Below are 14,502 nucleotides of genomic sequence, written 5' to 3' on the forward strand. Positions count from 1 at the left end.
CGCGCCGGTACCAGCGGGGTGCCGCCCTCCTGGAGGGTGACGACCGGGGTGTTCGCCGTGACGGGGAGGCGGTCGCGGTACTCCTCGACCACCCCGCGCCACGCCCGTGCCATGCTCACGACAGGGACCTCTCGCGAAGAAGTGATTACGGAAAACGCGGGAAATGCGCGCTAGCAGTCTATGGGCCCGCCGGGGGCGGTGCGTCCGCCGCCCCCGACCGGTCTCACCTGCTGGGATTCACGCCCCGGTGCCGAGCGCCTCGACCCGCATGACGCTGGCGACCGAGCGCACCTCGTCCAGGGCGCGCAGCCGCTCCACGGTGGCGTCCAGCGCCGCGTCCGGGGCGGGGTGGCTGACCAGGACGAGCTGGGCGTCGTCGCCGCGGCCCTCCTGGCGCACGTTCATGATGGACACCCCGTTCTCGGCGAACACCTCGGCCACCCGGGCCAGCACGCCGGGCCGGTCGGCCACGTCGAGGGACAGGTGGTAGCGGGTGACGGTGGCGCCCATCGGGTGCACCGGCAGGCCGCTGTCGTGCGCGCCCTCGCCCACCGAGGTGGCGGCCAGCCGGTTGCGGCCCACCGCGACCAGGTCGCCGAGCACGGCGCTGGCGGTGGGGGCGCCCCCGGCCCCGGCGCCGTAGAACATCAGCCGCCCGGCCGACTCGGCCTCCACGAACACGGCATTGTAGGCGCCGCCGACGGTGGCCAGCGGGTGCTCGCGGGGCAGCATGGCCGGGTGCACGCGCACGCCGACCGAGGCGCCGTCCTCGGAGAGCTGGCAGATCGCCAGGGGTTTGACGACGCAGCCCATGGCCCTGGCGCTGGCGATGTCGGCGGCGGTCACCCCGGTGATGCCCTCGCGGTGCACGTCGGCGGCGGTGACCTGCCGGGTGTGGAAGGCCAGCCGGGCCAGGATGGCGGCCTTGGCGGCGGCGTCGAAGCCCTCCACGTCGGCGGTGGGGTCGGCCTCGGCGTAGCCCAGCGCCTGGGCCTCCTCCAGGGACTCGGCGAACCCGGCGCCCTGGGAGTCCATCCGGTCGAGGATGAAGTTGGTGGTGCCGTTGACGATGCCCATCACGCGGCGCACGCGGTCCCCGGCCAGCGAGTCGCGCAGCGGCCGCAGCAGCGGGATGGCCCCGGCGACGGCGGCCTCGTAGAACACGTCCACCCCGGCCTCGCGGGCGGCGTCGTGGATGGTGGCGCCGTCCTCGGCGAGCAGCGCCTTGTTGGCGGTGACCACCGACTTTCCGGCCTTGATCGCCGCCAGGATGAGCGAGCGGGCCGGCTCGATCCCGCCGATCACCTCCACCACCAGGTCGATGTCGTCGCGCGTGACGAGGGACGCCGCGTCGGTGGTGAACAGCTCGGGGTCCAGGCCCGTGCCGCGGGACCGGCCCAGGCGCCGCACCGCGATCCCGCCGATCTCCACGGGCGTGCCGACGCGCGCGGCGAGCTCCTCGGACTGCTCGTCGATCAGGCGGACGACTTCAGCACCAACGACGCCGCATCCGAGCAGCGCCACCTTCATCGCCATAGGGGGGTGACTCCCACTTCTCTCATGTGCCGTACGTTTCCTGTCCTGTCCCTGTCAGCCCTGGTCGAGGCGGAGCAGGTCCTCCTCGGTCTCCCGGCGCACCAGCGTCCGGGGCGCCCCGCCGCGCACCGCGACCACGGCCGGGCGCGGCAGGTGGTTGTAGTTGCTGGCCATCGAGTGGCAGTAGGCGCCGGTGGCGGCCACCGCGACGAGGTCGCCGGGGCTCAGGTCCCGGGGCAGGTACAGGTCGTTCACGATGATGTCGCCGCTCTCGCAGTGCTTGCCGACCAGGCGGGAGAGCATCGGCTCGGCGGATCCGGCGCGGGAGGCGGGGGCGCAGGTGTACTCGGCGCCGTACAGGGCGGTGCGGATGTTGTCGCTCATGCCGCCGTCGACGCTGACGTAGGTGCGGATGCCCTCGACGTCCTTGACGGTCCCGACGGTGTAGAGGGTGACCCCGGCGGGCCCGGCGACGGCGCGGCCGGGCTCGACCGACAGCCGCGGCACCGGCAGGCCCCCGGCCGCGCACTCGCGGGCGACGATGGCCGACAGGCTCTGCGCGATGTCCTTGGCGGCCAGGGGGGTGTCGGCGGAGGTGTAGGCGATGCCCAGGCCGCCGCCCAGGTCCAGCTCGGACAGGGTGGCGCCGGTGTCGGCGTGGATGCGGGCCAGGAAGGCGGCGACGCGGCGGGCGGCGACCTCGAACCCGGCGGTGTCGAAGATCTGCGAGCCGATGTGCGAGTGCAGGCCGACCAGGTCGACGTGGTCGGAGTCGAGCAGGCGGCGCACGGCGCGCTCGGCGGCGCCGGTGCTCAGCGCCAGGCCGAACTTCTGGTCGTCGTGGGCGGTGGCCACGAACTCGTGGGTGTGCGCCTCCACCCCGGTGGTGACGCGCACCAGCACGCGGGGGCGGGCGCCGCGCTCGGCGGCGATGCCCTCGAGGCGGTCGATCTCGTCGAAGGAGTCGACGATGATGCGGCCCACCCCGGCGTCGACGGCGCGGGCCAGTTCGGACTCGGACTTGTTGTTGCCGTGCAGGCCGATGTCCTCGGCGGGGAACCCGGCGGCCAGGGCGACGGCCAGCTCGCCGCCGCTGCACACGTCGAGCTTGAGCCCCTCCTCCATGACCCACCGGGCGACGGCCTTGGTGAGCAGGGCCTTGCCGGCGTAGTAGACGTCGGCGCCGACGGCGGCGAAGGACTCGCGGAACTCGCGGGCGCGGGCGCGGAAGTCCTCCTCGTCGAGGACGAACAGGGGGGTGCCGTACTCGCGGGCGAGCGCGGTGGCCGCGACCCCGCCCAGCACGATCTGACCGTCGGCGCGGTGGGCGCCGCCGGGCCACACCCGCGGGTCGAGGGCGTAGAGGTCCTCGGGCGGGGCGGGCGGGTGGTCCTCGGGCAGCACGTCCGCGTGGCGGGGACCTGCGGGGTGGGCGTAACGGCTCATGTGCGGCTCTCGGCGGTGTGTCGGGGCTCTGGGAAGCGTGTCACGGGCGGTGCGGGGCCGGGGTGCCTAGAGCCTTGTGGGCGCGGTCACACCGATGAGGAGGAGGCCGGCTCCGAGGATTCCGGACACGGCGGCGCGCACGTCCTGCCGGTGGGCGGCCCGCTCCCCCGCTGCCCCCGCGCCGTCGCGGGGACCGGCCCACACATGGTAGGCCGTGGCGAGCCCCTCCAGGTATCTGACCAGCATATGGGGTCGCCCACGCCGCCCGGCCGCGGCGGCGGTGCCGGGTCCGTCGTAGAGGGCGCCGAGAAGAGCGGTCAGGTCCGGGGCGGGCCCACCCGCACGGTGCAACGCGCTCGGCCCCCCTTCTCTTCCCGCTCCTCCCCCCGCGCCGCCGTCCCCGCCCCTCTCTTCTCTCCCCTCCTGCTCCCACCCCTGCGCCGCCACCGCGTGCGCATGGGCGTAGCGGACGGCGAAGGCGGGGTTGTCGGCGGTGAGGCGGGCCCAGGCGCCGGGGTCGTCGGCGGTGGGCAGGGCGGGCAGGTCCGGCCCGGTGAGCTCGCCGGGCCGGGGCTGTTCGGAGAGCGAGCGGCAGAAGGCGAAGCGCGCGGAGGCCTCGCCGACGGCGGCGAGGAGGCGGCCGGGTTCGGTGTCGAGGCGGGGGGGGGCCGCGNNNTCCCGCCCTACCGTCTCCTCCTCTCCGCTCCCCTCTGCTCCTCCTGCTGCTCCTCCCTCTGCCTTGAGCCTGCGCCGGGCGTCGTCGCGGGCGGCGGCGCGGGCGGCGTGCAGGGTCGGCAGGGCGGACAGGTCGGTCAGCGCGGGGAGAGGGGAGGCGGGACGCCGCCCGGAGGCGAGGAAAACGGCCCCGTCACGGGCGTCGAGCAGGAGCGGACCGAAGAGGCGGGGGTCGGGGGTGAGGAGGAGTCGGCCGCCGGGTCCGGCGGATGCGTGGGCGATGCCGTCCTCGCGTCTGAGGCGGTCGGCGGTGTCGCGCGCGAGCGCTTCCCGCCGCTGCCTCTCCCCCACCCGCAGGGCGATGGCGGAGGTGAAGCTCAGAGAGTCCTTCTCCCTGCGGGGGTCGGCCGGGGGGAGGGCGCCGGGGTCCGTTCCCAGCACCCGGGCGGCGGCACGGCGCACGGCGGCGTCGAGCTCCCACGGGGATGCGGAGGCGAGCGCCATCAGGCGACCCCGGCGAGCTCGCGGACGGTCCCGATGAGCTCGTTCGGGTCGAAGGGCTTGGTGAGGTAGGCGTCGACGCCCAGCTCCTCGCCGCGGCGCAGGTCCTCCCCCTGGGCGCGGGCGGTGATGAGCACGACCTTGGCCTCGCGGGTCCCGGCGTTCTCGCGCAGGCGCGTGGCGGTGACCCAGCCGTCGAGCCGCGGCATCATCACGTCGAGCGTGATGACGTGCGGCCGCACCTCCTCGGCCCGCTCCAGGCAGTCCCGGCCGTCGACGGCCTGGTGCACCTCGAACCCTTCGAGCTGCAGATTCACCGCTATGAGCTGCCTGATGACCTCGTTGTCATCGACCACCAGGACCCGAGCCACCGCTTCTCCCACGTCCGCGAGAGTAGCGCCCGCACCGCCGCCCGCGCGGCCGTTTCGCACGATCCACCCCCCGAGTACTGCTAGAGTGGATCACGCAGCGCGCCCCCTTAGCTCAGGGGATAGAGCAACGGCCTCCGGAGCCGTGTGCGGAGGTTCGAATCCTCCAGGGGGCACATCGCAGCGACCTCTACAGATCGCACTCTGACCAGCGGGAATGCCTAGGCGCCCGCTGGTTTTTGTATGTCGTCTTGTGTCATCTCACCGCAGGTTTCGCGGACTTCTGTGGTCACACGGCGGTCAGGACATTCGGAACGAAAAGGCGGAGAGCCCGTATCAGACAGGGTCTCCGTGGGCCCGGGGCGGCGCGTCGTCGGGGCACGCCGCGGACCATCCCTCTCGATGCCGACCTCCCCTCTTACTGGAACAATCGGGACATGATCCCCGTATCACCCCGTCGAATCCTGCGCAGCACCGTCGGCAGCGCCATCGCACTGCTGTGCGGCCTGGGCATGGCGGGCGGGGCCGCTTACGCCGTGGCTGTCAATGTTCCCGACGGGCACCTGGACAACCGCGCCTACCTGGCGGCCGAGCCCTGCTCCTCCCCTCCCGAGAGGGCGGCGGACTGCCTGTGGGAGCAGGAGTTCACGGCCTCCGACATCGTCGTCGAACGGGGCAGGAGCGGCGAGCGCGCGCTGACGATCACCGCCGAGGACGGCACCCGGTTCCGCACGGACGTCGACGGCACCGGGCCGGTTCTGAGGCGCCTGGACGAGGGGCAGAAGGTCACCGCCACCATGTGGCGCGGCCTGCCCCGGGAGATCGCCGCCGAGGGGAGCACCCAGCGCACCGCGTACTGGCCGGTCGACCAGCGCCAGACCACGGTGGTCCTGGCGCTCATCCTCGCCCCGGCGGGGGTGCTGGTGGCCGCCGTGTCCGCGCTGCGGCTGGCCCGGTGGCGGCGGGAACCGACCAAGGCGATGGCCGCCGCGATGGGCCTCGGCCAGGCCCTGCCGCTCGCCGGGCTCCTGATGCCCATGTTCGCGGGTGACCTGATCGACAGCCTGTGGGGCGTCGCGGTCGTCTGGTCGGTGGCGGCCGGACTGATGGCCCTGACGGCCTGGGTGTACGCCACCTACACCCCGTCGAAGAACTCTTTCTGGTCAGGCTTCGGCGATTGAGCCGAGGGCGCGGACGGGGTGTCCGTCGGCCGTACCGCGCTTCTCCGCCCCCGGGGCCCCTGCCGGGGCGGGGGCGGGGCGTATACCGTGTGCGGCGTCACAGCGGCGCATAGGAGGGACGACCGGATGACCGGATTCACCACGAGGCCCGAGCTGCGCGGAACCTTCGGAATGGTCGCCACGACGCACTGGCTCGCCAGCGCCGTCGGCATGTCCGTGCTCGAACGCGGCGGCAACGCCTTCGACGCCGCGGTCGCCGCCGGGTTCACCCTCCAGGTCGTCGAACCCCACCTCAACGGCCCCGGCGGTGAGGTGCCGATCATCTTCCAGGCCGCCGGGGAGCGCCCCGCCGTGCTCTGCGGGCAGGGCCCCTCGCCCGCCGCGGCCGTGCCCGAGGCGTTCGACGGGATGGGGCGCGTCCCCGGCAGCGGCGTGCTGCCCGCCTGCGTCCCCGGGGCCTTCGACGCCTGGGCGCTGCTCGCCCGCGACCACGGCACCCTGCCGCTGCGCGACCTGCTCTCGCCCGCCATCGGCTACGCCCGCTCCGGCTTCCCCCTGATGCCGCAGATCACCGAGAAGATCGCCGCCGTCCGCCCCGTCTTCCTGGAGCACTGGCCCACCTCCGCCGAGCTGTGGCTGGACCGCGGCGGCGCGGTCCCCGACCCCCGCGGGTTCCACCGCAACCCCGCCCTCGCCGACACCTTCGAGCGGCTCCTGCGCGAGGCCGAGGCGTCCGCCCGCGGCCGCGAGGGGGTCTACGACGCCGCCCGCCGCATCTGGCGGGAGGGGTTCGTCGCCGAGGCGATCCTGGACCTCCTCTCAGACCCCGTGCCCAGCGGCACCGGGGAGCCGCACCGGGCCCTGCTCTCCGGGGACGACCTGGCCTGCTGGAGCGCCACCTATGAGGAGACCTGCAGCGCCGACTACGCGGGCCTGACCGTGCACAAGACCGGCCCCTGGGGCCAGGGCCCGGTCTTCCTGCAGCAGCTCCGCCTGGCCGAGGCCCTGGGCACCGGGGACGCCGACCCGCTCTCGGCCGACTTCGCCCACCTGGTCACCGAGGCCGCCAAGCTCGGCTTCGCCGACCGCGAGGCCCACTACGGCGATCCGCGCTTCGCCGACGTCCCCCTGGACGCCCTCCTCTCGCACGCCTACGCCGCCGAACGCGCCGCACTGGTCGGTGCGCAGGCCTCCATGGAGCTGCGCCCCGGCTCCCCCGGCGGCCACGCCCCCTACCTGCCCGACCTGGAGTCCGACGCCGGTACGAGCGCCGCCGACCGGGCCGGGGGCGAGCCGACCGTGGAGCGCTCCGGCGCCCAGCGCGGCGACACCTGCCACCTGGACGTGGTCGACGCCGAGGGCAACATGGTCGCCGCGACGCCCTCCGGGGGCTGGCTGGCCAGCTCCCCCGTCATCCCCGGGCTGGGGTTCCCGCTGGGCACCCGCGGCCAGATGTTCTGGCTCGACCCGCGCTCGCCCAGCGCCCTCGCCCCGCGCAAGCGCCCCCGCACGACCCTGTCGCCGACCCTGGTCACCCGCGGCGGGGAGCCGGTGGCGGCGCTCGGCACCCCCGGCGGCGACCAGCAGGACCAGTGGTCGCTGACGCTCTTCCTGCGCCTGGTGCACGGCGGCGCCCGCCCCCTGGAGGGCGACCTGCAGGCGGCGATCGACGCCCCCATGTTCCACACCAACGCGCTGCCCAGCTCCTTCTACCCGCGCGAGATCGTCCCCGGCGAGCTGGTGGCCGAGGACCGCCTGGGCGCCGAGGCCCTCGCCGAGCTGCGCCGCCGCGGCCACCGGGTCACCGTCTCGGGCCCGTGGACCCTGGGGCGGCTGTCCGCCGTGGTCCGCGACCCGGCGAGCGGGGTGCTGCGCGCCGCCGCCAACCCGCGCGGCGCCCAGGGATATGCCGCAGGGAGGTGAGGGGAGCCGGGCGGGCGCGCGCCGGGTAAAAGATCGCCCCGGGCCCGTGTGCCGCCGCCGCGCCCCGGGCCCATGCGCCTAGCGTCCGGGACATGGCTACCGAGCGCATCGCCGACCAGTTGGTGCAGGTCCTGCTCGAAGCGGGCGCCGAGCGGATCTACGGGGTGGTCGGCGACAGCCTCAACCCGGTGGTGGACGCCGTGCGCCGCAGCGGCCGCCTGGAGTGGGTGTACGTCCGCAACGAGGAGGCCGGTGCGTTCGCCGCGGCCGCCGAGGCCCAGACCACCGGCCGCCTGGCGGTGTGCGCGGGCTCCTGCGGCCCCGGCAACACCCACCTCGTCCAGGGCCTGTACGACGCGCGGCGCAGCGGGGCCCCGGTGCTGGCGCTGGCCTCGCAGATCCCGTCGCGGCAGATCGGCACCGACTACTTCCAGGAGACCCGCCCCGACCGGCTGCTGGGCGAGGCGGCCGACTACACCGTGCAGATCGCCCACTCGGGCCAGATGCCGCGGCTGGCACGGATCGCGGTGCAGCAGGCGATGGGCGGCCCCGGCACCGCCGTGCTGGTGCTGCCGGGCGACGTGGCCGACGAGGAGGCGTCCGCGCCCGCCGGGTCGGCGGCCCCGTGCCTGGCCCCGGCCACCGTGCGCCCCGCCCCTGAGGCGGTGCGCGAGCTGGCGCAGAGGCTGGACGCGGCCGAGTCCGTGGCGCTCTTCTGCGGCGCCGGGGTGCGGGACGCCCGCGACGCGGTGCTGTCGCTGGCCGACCGGCTCAACGCCCCGGTCGGGCACACCCTGCGCGGCAAGGAGTGGATCCAGTACGGCAACCCGTTCGACGTGGGCATGATCGGCCTGCTGGGCTACGGCGCGTGCCACGAGGCGCTGCACGAGGCCGACCTCGTGCTGATGCTGGGGTGCGACTTCCCCTACGACGAGTTCCTCCCGGGGCGGAACACCGTCCAGGTGGACCGCGACGCCCGCCGCCTGGGCCGCCGCACGCCCCTGGTGCAGGCGGTCCACGGGGACGTCGGCGCGACCCTGGAGGCGGTGCTGCCGCTGCTCACCCGCGACCACCCCGAGCGGTTCCTGGTGTCGATGCTCAAGCGGCACGAGCGCGCGCTGTCGAAGGTGGTGGAGGCCTACACGCACGACATCGAGCGGATGCGCCCCATCCACCCCGAGTACGCCGCGCGCGTCCTGGACGAGGCGGCCGACGACGACGCGGTGTTCACCGTCGACACCGGCATGAACAACGTGTGGGCCGCCCGCTACCTCTCCCCCAACGGCAGGCGGCGCATCATCGGGTCGTTCTCGCACGGCAGCATGGCCAACGCGCTGCCGCACGCCATCGGGGCGGCGTTCGCGGGAGGCGGCCGCCAGGTCGTGGCGCTGTCGGGCGACGGCGGGCTGAGCATGCTGATGGGCGAGCTGCTGACGGTGGTGCAGTACCGCCTGCCGGTGAAGACCGTCGTCTTCAACAACGCGTCCCTGGGGATGGTGAAGCTGGAGATGATGGTGGACGGGCTGCCCGCCTTCGGCACCGACCACCCGCAGGCCGACTTCTCGGCGATCGCCCGCGCCTCGGGGATGCCCGCCTGGCGGGTGGAGGACCCCGCCGGTGTCGACGGGGCCCTCCGGGAGGCGTTCGCGGCGGAGGGCCCGGCGCTGGTGGAGCTCGTCACCGACCCCAACGCCCTGTCCATCCCCGCGCACATCAAGGCCGAGCAGGTGAAGGGGTTCGCGCTGTCCGCCGGGCGCACCGTGCTGGAAGGGGGCGTCGGGAGGATGCTCGACCTGGCGCGGTCTAACCTGCGGAACGTTCCGCGTCCCTGACCTCGGCGGCGGGGGCGGGCACGGGCGCAGGCGCGGCCCCGGGCCTCCTCATGAGGGAGCCGACGACGCACACCAGAGTGTTCAGGGCCAGCCCGACCAGCCCGCCGTGGACGCCGTACACGTCCTCCACCCCGGCCAGGACCAGTCCGCCCGCGAGCGCGGCCCCGGCCGCCATGCCCCAGAACACCGGCCCCTCGGCCAGCCGCTTCCAGTACAGGCCCAGGATGAACGCGGGCGCCACCTGGATGAGCAGCTCGAACTTCAGAACGAAGATGTTCACCAGCAGGGTGGGCGGGTTCCACGCCAGCACCAGCAGCACCGCCACGGCGGCCACGCCGACGGCCTTGCCGACCGCCACCGCCTTCCTCTCATCGGCTCCGGGGGCGATGTGCCGGGCGTAGACGTCCTTGGAGATGATCGAGGACAGCGACAGCAGCACCGAGTCGGCGGTGGACACGATCGCCGCGACGACCCCGCCGAACAGCAGGATCATCATGACGGAGAAGAACACGTTGATCCCGGCGACCTCGTTGGCGATCAGGCCGACGAGCTGTTCGGACCCGGCGTCGTCCAGGCCGGGGAAGAGCCGGATGCCGATGAGCCCCACGGCGAACACCACACCGGTGGTGACCAGGGGCATCCAGGCCATCCGGGACAGGGACCGCTTGAGGGTGCGCTCACTGTCGGCGGCGTAGATGCGCTGCACCGCGTGCGGGTACAGGGCCGCGCCGATGCCGACCATGACGACCAGGGACAGCCAGTTCACCGAGTCGCGCACCGGCGGCACAGCGGCCTTGTCGGGTTCGTCGGCGATGATGTGGTCGACCACCCCGCCGAGGGAGCCCCCGGCCAGCCACAGCCCTCCGGCGAGCAGCACGGTGACACCGACCAGCAGCGCGATGCCCTGCATGACGTCGGTGAAGGCGACCGCCCGCATGCCGCCCATCCAGGAGTAGGCGAGCATGACCACGACGAAGCCGATGACCGCCGCCTGGTAGGGGACGGTGCCGCCGGTGAGCCCGGCGATGCCGTGGCCCATCGCGACCAGCTGCTCCAAGAGGTAGTTGGCCAGCGCCCAGAGCATCAGCAGGGCGGCCAGCAGGGAGCTGCGGGCGCCGCCGAAGCGGTACCGCATCCAGTCGGTCGGGGTCACGAACCCCTCGCGCTTGGCGACGGTGTACAGCCGGGGCGCGAAGAGGAGGTAGCCGCCGATGATGGCGGTCATGAAGGTGACCGACTGCCACCAGGTGAAGCCGGACCGGTAGGCCGCCGGGGCGTAGCCGACCACGTTGTTGCCGCTGTACTGGCTGGCGTAGAGGGTGAAGAACAGGACGACGGCGCCCAGGTGGCCGCCGGCCAGGTAGTAGCTCTTCAGGCCGTCGCGCACTCCGGGGCGGCGGCGGCTCACCCAGAAGCCGATGCCCAGCATGATGACGGCGTAGGCGGTGAGGACGGCGATCCCGGGGGCGCCGCCGAAGGTCAGCTCGTTCACGCGCCGTCCTCCGTTCCGTGCGCCCGGCCGCCCCGGTCCGCCCCGTCCCCGCCCTCGTCGGCCCCGCTCTCATCGGCCATGGCCCACTGGGTGCGGCACACGTAGCTCAGGTGGGCGGCGAGGGCGACGGTGAAGGCCATGCTGACCAGGGCCCACAGTGGAAGGCCGAGGACCAGGGGGTGGACGGTGCCCGGCGGCCAGTACCAGGGCACCCCGCCGACGAGGAGCACGGCGGTCACGACCCACACCCACGGTCGGCGAATCGGTTCGCGGGGCGCGCCCGGGCGCCCGGCGCCCTCGGATGTACCGGTCACACCTGCCTCCTCGATCGTGGACCGTCAAAGCAGGGCAATGTTAGCCAGTTCACATCGTGGACAGTATGCAGCCCCCGGTCAGTGGGCCCGTGGGACCGGAGGGACACCGGGGAGGGTCGGGCGGCAGGGAAGCGGGTAGGAGCCCGGACGCCGGGCGCCGCCCGTGGGTCGGAAGGAGCACGCATGCACCTGGACATGGTCGTGGAGATCCCGCAGGGGTCGCGGAACAAGTACGAGATGGACCACCGCTCGGGCCGGATCCGCCTGGACCGCACCCTGTTCACCTCGACCCAGTACCCGGCCGACTACGGCTACTTCCCCGGGACACTCGCCGAGGACGGCGACCCGCTGGACGCCATGGTGCCGCTGGAGCAGCCGTCGTTCCCCGGGTGCCTGGTGCGGGTGCGGCCGGTGGCGGTGTTCTGGATGCGCGACGAGAAGGGGCCGGACGCCAAGGTGCTGTGCATGCCGGCGGACGACCCCCGCCTGGAGCACATCCGCGACCTGAAGGACCTGCCCGAGTTCCAGCGCCGGGAGGTCACCCACTTCTTCGAGATCTACAAGCTGCTGGAGCCGGGCAAGAGCTCGGAGGTCCGCGGCTGGCAGGACCGGAGCGCCGCCATCGCCGCCATCGAGGACGCGCGCGAGCGGGCCGGGGCGGTCTCGGCCCCCTAGGTGTGTTCGAGGAGGCCGGGAACACGCTCTGCGGGTGTTCGGCCGCCAATCCCGGTGTGGGGCCGATGGTAGTCGTACCAGTCCAGGAAGACCGGGTGGGCGGCCCGGCGCTGGGCCTCTGATGCCCAGGGGCGGGCGTAGGCCCACGCCCGGAGCAGGATCTGGTGGAAGCGCTCGCCCCTGCCGTTGGTCTGCGGCCGCCAGGGGCGGGTCCACCGGAACCGGAAGCCCCTCTCTTCCTTCAACCGCCGTTCCAGGCGTGTCGGGCGTTACCAACGTCCCGGAACATCACGGCTAGCGCGTCGCCGGAACCGCGTCCCAGAGTCGGCGGGTCTCCGCCCCGGGGTCCTCCACCAGGGACGAAGCAGGGGCGGCGAACCGCCACACCGGGCGGCTCACCGGGTTCCACGGCGCCCACCCCGGGTCGCCGGTACGGGCGAACCGCACCCAGGCGGAGCGGATCTCGCGGGACAGGTGCTCCGGAGGCGAGGCGCCCACCAGCCCCTCGGCGCGGGGCAGGGTGCCGAACAGGAACGGCAGCTCGACGCCGTGGCAGGCGCCCAGCTCCCCGCCGAACCCGGGCGAGCGCCAGGCGAACTCGTAGCCGTAGGCGCGCACCCCCACCCGTGAGCGGGCCTCCAGCACCCGGTAGGCGGGGATGCGGAAGAACGCGTCGCCGAGCAGCGCCGCGTGCGCCTCCCCCGGGCCGCCCGGGTGCTCGGCGGCGTAGACGGCCGCCGCCTTGGCCTCCAGGCCCAGGCGCGCCACCGTTTCGAGCAGGTCCTTCTCGGCACCGGACCGGTGCAGGCCCGCGGGGACCGCGTAGCGCCGGAACTCCTCGGCCGTGGTGCCGATGAGCAGGTCCACCTCGGCGCCGTCGCCCGCCCGCAGGCCGTCGACCGGGCGGCGGGTGACCAGTTCGCCGTCGACGACCGGCGCGAACGGCAGGGCCGCCGGGTGGGACAGCCGCTCGCCCCACACCGCCGGGTCGGGGCCGCCGGTGAACTCGTCGGCGATGGAGGCCTGGGCGTCCAGCAGCCGCCCGGCGGGCAGGCGGGACAGGGCGGCGACGGAGGCCGAGCGCACGCCCGCGCGGCGGGCCAGCTGGGCGGCGACGCGCCGGGCGTCCCCGCTCCGGTTGGCGTGGTGGCCGGCGCCGGACTGGGCGATGACGCGCCGGAACAGGCCGCGGGCGCGGGGCACGGCCATCAGGGTGACCGCGGACATGGCGCCGGAGGAGTGGCCGAAGACGGTGACCTTGCGGGGGTCGCCGCCGAACCGCTCGATGTTGTCGCGCACCCACTCCAGGGCGTGGATCTGGTCCAGGAGGCCGACGTTGGGGGTGCCGCCGTCGATCAGCGCGAAGCCTTCGGCGCCCACCCGGTGGTGGAACGCGACGGCGACGACGCCCTCCCGGGCCAGGGCGGCGCCGTCGGTGACGGCGGAGGGCCCGAAGCCCGGACCGGCGCCCGCACCGGAGCCGCGGTGGAACCCGTCGCCGGGGATCCACACCATGACGGGCAGCCCTCCGGCGCCGGGGTCGGGGGTCCACACGTCGAGGTTGAGGTAGCCGTCGCCGGGCACCCGCCGGTCGGGCACGAGGGGGCGCAGGGCCGGGTCGGCGGACGGCGGCGGCGCGGGCGGGGTGGGCCCGGAGGCGGTGGCGTCCCGGACGTCGTCCCACGGGGCAGGGTGCCGCGGCGGCCGGAACCGCAGGTCGCCGACCGGGGGCGCGGCGTAGGGGATTCCGCGGAAGACCGCGACCCCACCGTCAAGGGCGCCCCGCACCCGCCCGGTGACGGTGTCCACCACCGGCTGCATGATCGGCTCCCCTCCCGCGTTCCCTCCGGTCCTCACCCGTCCTACGGAGGCGGGGAGAAGGAGTCAATAGGACGAAAGCCCTAGCGATGTCCTGTTCCGGACAGGAATGCCGGTCAACCGGGAAAGATGCGAGCGCGTGGGGCGGCCGGGAACGATGGGAGCCTTCCCACGAACGCGTTCTGGACGGGGCGCCGGGCGGCCTTCGGCCACCCGGGAGGGGGCGGCCCAAGGGGCCCGCGTGCGGGGAGCACGTGAGCACTCCCGGTCCTGACTGGTGGGCCCGGGGTCCATCCCCGCGCGTGCGGGGAGCACCTGTAGGGGACGAGGAGATCGGTGCGGGGCCGGGGTCCATCCCCGCGCGTGCGGGGAGCACCGGTCGCTCTGAAGGCGACGAAGGCGGCGGCGGGGTCCATCCCCGCGCGTGCGGGGAGCACAGGCGCCGCAGTGCCGGGCGCAGGGCGGTGTGGGGTCCATCCCCGCGCGTGCGGGGAGCACGCCCAGCAGCAGGCGACGACGAGGCGGTACGTGGGTCCATCCCCGCGCGTGCGGGGAGCACGCCCAATGGCCCGCCGGGGTTCTGGACGACCCGGGTCCATCCCCGCGCGTGCGGGGAGCACCGCCGAGGCCATCACCGTGAGGACCGGAGGCGGGGTCCATCCCCGCGCGTGCGGGGAGCACCCGTCGCCGACCGCGCGGGGCGGTCAGGGGCGGGGGTCCATCCCCGCGCGTGCGGGGAGC

Annotated in this window: 10 protein-coding genes, 1 tRNA gene, 2 pseudogenes and 1 CRISPR repeat array; of the genes and pseudogenes, 5 read left to right on the forward strand and 8 right to left on the reverse strand. The window is 74.4% G+C overall.

The features are described 5' to 3' along the window. The 4 genes and pseudogenes from D476_RS37485 to D476_RS0116505 form a co-directional block, all read right to left on the reverse strand. Nucleotides 1-113, reverse strand: a pseudogene (locus tag D476_RS37485) (threonine synthase); the annotation flags it as partial. 124 nt (nucleotides 114-237) lie between these two features. Then, nucleotides 238-1,536 (reverse strand): homoserine dehydrogenase, encoded by a 1,299-nt coding sequence (locus tag D476_RS0116490; protein WP_017625037.1) that lies wholly within the window; start codon nucleotides 1,534-1,536, stop codon nucleotides 238-240. Between the two features lie 54 nt (nucleotides 1,537-1,590). Further along, nucleotides 1,591-2,982 (reverse strand): diaminopimelate decarboxylase, encoded by a 1,392-nt coding sequence (lysA, locus tag D476_RS0116495; RefSeq protein ID WP_026123565.1) that lies wholly within the window; start codon nucleotides 2,980-2,982, stop codon nucleotides 1,591-1,593. Nucleotides 2,983-4,160: 1,178 nt separating this feature from the next. Next, nucleotides 4,161-4,529, reverse strand: coding sequence for a response regulator transcription factor (locus D476_RS0116505; RefSeq protein ID WP_017625040.1), 369 nt, complete (start codon nucleotides 4,527-4,529; stop codon nucleotides 4,161-4,163). 101 nt (nucleotides 4,530-4,630) lie between these two features. Here D476_RS0116505 and D476_RS0116510 point away from each other — a divergent pair. From D476_RS0116510 to D476_RS0116525, 4 genes are all read left to right on the forward strand, one after another. Next, nucleotides 4,631-4,702, forward strand: a tRNA-Arg gene (locus tag D476_RS0116510). Nucleotides 4,703-4,963: 261 nt separating this feature from the next. Continuing rightward, entirely contained in the window at nucleotides 4,964-5,707 is a 744-nt protein-coding gene (locus D476_RS0116515; protein WP_017625041.1) for an ABC transporter permease family protein, read from the forward strand. A 126-nt stretch (nucleotides 5,708-5,833) separates the two neighbouring features. Continuing rightward, entirely contained in the window at nucleotides 5,834-7,630 is a 1,797-nt protein-coding gene (locus D476_RS0116520) for a gamma-glutamyltransferase family protein (protein WP_017625042.1), read from the forward strand. A 92-nt stretch (nucleotides 7,631-7,722) separates the two neighbouring features. Then, complete coding sequence (locus tag D476_RS0116525) at nucleotides 7,723-9,462, forward strand: pyruvate dehydrogenase (RefSeq protein WP_017625043.1); 1,740 nt, start codon at nucleotides 7,723-7,725, stop codon at nucleotides 9,460-9,462. Here the strand turns inward: D476_RS0116525 and D476_RS0116530 are convergent. Further along, nucleotides 9,434-10,954 carry a sodium:solute symporter family protein gene (locus D476_RS0116530; protein ID WP_017625044.1) on the reverse strand — a complete coding sequence of 507 codons (1,521 nt, stop codon included), beginning with the start codon at nucleotides 10,952-10,954 and terminating at the stop codon, nucleotides 9,434-9,436. The two genes, D476_RS0116525 and D476_RS0116530, sit on opposite strands and share 29 nt — an antisense overlap. Further along, nucleotides 10,951-11,268, reverse strand: a complete 318-nt coding sequence (locus tag D476_RS35675; RefSeq protein WP_020380463.1) for a hypothetical protein — start codon at nucleotides 11,266-11,268, stop codon at nucleotides 10,951-10,953. The genes D476_RS0116530 and D476_RS35675 overlap by 4 nt, the downstream gene beginning before the upstream one ends. A gap of 183 nt (nucleotides 11,269-11,451) precedes the next feature. On the opposite strand from D476_RS35675, the gene D476_RS0116540 reads away from it, so the two are divergent. Then, nucleotides 11,452-11,943, forward strand: coding sequence for an inorganic diphosphatase (locus tag D476_RS0116540; protein WP_017625046.1), 492 nt, complete (start codon nucleotides 11,452-11,454; stop codon nucleotides 11,941-11,943). Here D476_RS0116540 and D476_RS0116545 read toward each other — a convergent pair. Both D476_RS0116545 and D476_RS0116550 read right to left on the reverse strand, forming a co-directional pair. Continuing rightward, a pseudogene (locus D476_RS0116545) lies at nucleotides 11,940-12,161 on the reverse strand (integrase core domain-containing protein); the annotation flags it as partial. The gene D476_RS0116540 and the pseudogene D476_RS0116545 overlap by 4 nt on opposite strands. A 76-nt stretch (nucleotides 12,162-12,237) precedes the next feature. After that, nucleotides 12,238-13,764, reverse strand: coding sequence for a carboxylesterase/lipase family protein (locus D476_RS0116550; protein WP_017625048.1), 1,527 nt, complete (start codon nucleotides 13,762-13,764; stop codon nucleotides 12,238-12,240). A gap of 283 nt (nucleotides 13,765-14,047) precedes the next feature. Continuing rightward, nucleotides 14,048-14,442: direct repeats of the CRISPR family, unit length 29 nt; unit sequence GGGTCCATCCCCGCGCGTGCGGGGAGCAC. The last annotated feature ends 60 nt before the right edge of the window (nucleotides 14,443-14,502 follow it).

It is taken from the genome of Nocardiopsis chromatogenes YIM 90109, assembly GCF_000341185.1.
Taxonomy (GTDB): Bacteria; Actinomycetota; Actinomycetes; order Streptosporangiales; family Streptosporangiaceae; genus Nocardiopsis_A; species Nocardiopsis_A chromatogenes.

Bases quoted from the DNA above. Each gene is read 5' to 3' on its own strand.
- D476_RS0116490 (WP_017625037.1), bottom strand. From the start codon at position 1,536: ATGGCGATGAAGGTGGCGCTGCTCGGATGCGGCGTCGTTGGTGCTGAA.
- lysA (WP_026123565.1), bottom strand. From the start codon at position 2,982: ATGAGCCGTTACGCCCACCCCGCAGGTCCCCGCCACGCGGACGTGCTG.
- D476_RS0116515 (WP_017625041.1), top strand. From the start codon at position 4,964: ATGATCCCCGTATCACCCCGTCGAATCCTGCGCAGCACCGTCGGCAGC.
- D476_RS0116520 (WP_017625042.1), top strand. From the start codon at position 5,834: ATGACCGGATTCACCACGAGGCCCGAGCTGCGCGGAACCTTCGGAATG.
- D476_RS0116525 (WP_017625043.1), top strand. From the start codon at position 7,723: ATGGCTACCGAGCGCATCGCCGACCAGTTGGTGCAGGTCCTGCTCGAA.
- D476_RS0116540 (WP_017625046.1), top strand. From the start codon at position 11,452: ATGCACCTGGACATGGTCGTGGAGATCCCGCAGGGGTCGCGGAACAAG.
- D476_RS0116550 (WP_017625048.1), bottom strand. From the start codon at position 13,764: ATGCAGCCGGTGGTGGACACCGTCACCGGGCGGGTGCGGGGCGCCCTT.